Source organism: Comamonas sp. GCA5 (assembly GCF_036541385.1).
Taxonomy (GTDB): Bacteria; Pseudomonadota; Gammaproteobacteria; order Burkholderiales; family Burkholderiaceae_C; genus Comamonas; species Comamonas aquatica.
On the sequence record NZ_JAZHFR010000169.1, the window covers coordinates 1 to 2,088 of the forward strand.

Here is a 2,088-nt window from a genome sequence, read left to right on the forward strand (position 1 = left end):
AACCGTCCACAAAGAAGGAGAGAAACAAAACCTTATCCACATCTTGAGCCTTACGGCTCAAGCCAAAGGGTGGGTCAGTTTGAGATGGAAATTGCGGGTCAGTTCTGCGTGGAAATCAACATCTTGGTCATGCGCTCTTCAATGCCGGTCAATTGCACCGACTGGCGCCGAAAGAGAATGCTGTGACGCTGCTTTGTCAGGGCCAAGCCCAGTAGCAGGTCAGTCTTGCCACCGCCGGCAGAACCGCCGTAGTAAACGATGTCAGCCAGCGAGTCATAAGCAGCGCGCTGCGGGCCTTCTTGCGGCACCCAGATAGGCGCGTCAGCCAGCAGCACAGCGTCCAGCGCCTTTTTGGCCTCTGGAGTCATGCCTTTGAGGGCTTGAATGACCTTGTTGATGTCCAACTCTGCAGCCACGGCTTACCCCTGAACGCCAGACACCAGCGATGCAATCAGATCCGGCGTGCTCTTGAGGGCGTTGAGCACCCGCACAGCGCGCTCTGCCTCTGTCAGCTCACGCTCTTGGACTTGCACGGGAGGCAGGTCATCAGCACCGCCAACGGCCAGCTTGTCGCCAAAGCGCTTGGGGGATAGCTTGGATGCGTACCACTTGCGTTGATCGGCCTTGGCTTTGTTGTGCGCCAACTCCAGCGGCGTCTTGACTGGCTGGTCAACGATCTCCATCGCTTCTTCTGCCAAAGAGACGCCACGGGCCTCGCACGCGCGCGCGTATTGCTTGTGGAAAAATTCCTTCTCGTCATCTGCCAGCCACCGAAGGACAGTGCTCATATCCGGCATGCCCTCCATGGAGCACACCTTGCGAAGGCTCTTGCCACCTGCAATCTCCAGGCAAATGTGGGTACCCAACTCTGGGGTGTAGCTGCTCTTGCGACCACGCTTTCCGGTTTGCACTTGGTTTCCAGCTGGCTCAGCTTTGCAGGCGTCTTGGCTTCCCACTTCACGGTTGAAACCGGTTTGCACCTCTTCAGTGGCTGCTGGGATTTGCTGGGCGCCACACACTGCTGTCCGCACCCACTTGTCTCTGGCGGCACGCTTGGCGATGGCTGGTCCGCTCACGCCGTGATCTTTCGCAATTTGGCGAACGGAAATGGCTGTGGTCTTGTAGAGCGTCTCAATAGCGCCCCAGTCCGCGTTAGAGCGCTGCGCCCGGGTCTTGATGGGTTCTTGTGTCATGGTCTCGTCCCTCATGTCCTGGCGCTTAGGAGCGATAAGAGCCTTCAATCAAACGGTCAGCGAGCACTGCCAAGCGATCACCAAGGCCTTTGGTTGCGGGATCCACGGTGACACCCAATTGCTCGCCAATTTGTTCTTGAAAGGCAGTGGTCCTGCGCAGCAGCAACATGCAGGTGGTCAGCTCACTGGCCAAGACGTTGAAGTCGTGCGTTGTTTGCAGGTTGCTGAGAAAGGCTGCGTCGCCCATCAGCATGCTTCCCAGCATGCGGCGCTCCTTGGGCGTCAGATCAATGCACAGCTCCCCCAGCTCCAGCTTGGATGTGCCGTCAGGTAGCAAGGTATGAGAGATCGAGCGTGATTCCCGGTAGGTAACTACCGGTGCGAAAACGCCTGCCACCAATCGACGCAAGACTCCCTCATTGACCAGCGTATTGAGGTTGTCATCTACGACGTATTGCTTCAAGCCCGTGATGGTCTGCAGGCGCTGCCTGGAAATCACCACATCCGATTCATGCAGTGAGGCGATGGCCTCCAGAATCTGGGTGCGGCTGCTCTTGCTGGCGATGGCCCCATCCAGCTTCTTCTTGGCGGTAGCCGCCTTGTTCTCCTCCCTCTTGAGCTGCCGGCGCGCTGTCTCCATGATGCTGCTGATGCGCAGCCCATCAGCGACATCTGTGGTGTCGGCAGCACCTTCTTGCGTTGCACACTGGTTCATCCTTCACTCCAACTGCTTGCGATGGGTGAAGTTTTCTGTTTTCGCTAGGTTTGCGCCAACCTTAGAACCTGTTCAGGATCTTTAATTGTTCCCTGACAATTGACGGGTGCGAACCAAGAAGTACCCCAGCGACACGAGCCGCGAGCAATTCGAGATCATCAAGCCCTTGCTGGAGGGGGC

At 57.4% G+C, this 2,088-nt stretch carries 3 protein-coding genes; all 3 read right to left on the minus strand.

Annotated features, from left to right (window positions below; translation table 11 throughout):
• Positions 1-98: 98 nt before the first annotated feature.
• The 3 genes from SJH88_RS18980 to SJH88_RS18990 are packed head-to-tail and all read right to left on the minus strand — an operon-like array spanning position 99 to position 1,908.
• Complete coding sequence (locus SJH88_RS18980; protein WP_274755372.1) at positions 99-416, minus strand: hypothetical protein; 318 nt, start codon at positions 414-416, stop codon at positions 99-101.
• A 3-nt stretch (positions 417-419) separates the two neighbouring features.
• Complete coding sequence (locus SJH88_RS18985; protein WP_274755373.1) at positions 420-1,193, minus strand: terminase small subunit-like protein; 774 nt, start codon at positions 1,191-1,193, stop codon at positions 420-422.
• Positions 1,194-1,218: 25 nt separating this feature from the next.
• Positions 1,219-1,908, minus strand: coding sequence for a hypothetical protein (locus tag SJH88_RS18990; RefSeq protein WP_274755374.1), 690 nt, complete (start codon positions 1,906-1,908; stop codon positions 1,219-1,221).
• Positions 1,909-2,088: the final 180 nt, after the last annotated feature.

Bases quoted from the DNA above. Each gene is read 5' to 3' on its own strand.
- SJH88_RS18985 (WP_274755373.1), bottom strand. From the start codon at position 1,193: ATGACACAAGAACCCATCAAGACCCGGGCGCAGCGCTCTAACGCGGAC.
- SJH88_RS18990 (WP_274755374.1), bottom strand. From the start codon at position 1,908: ATGAACCAGTGTGCAACGCAAGAAGGTGCTGCCGACACCACAGATGTC.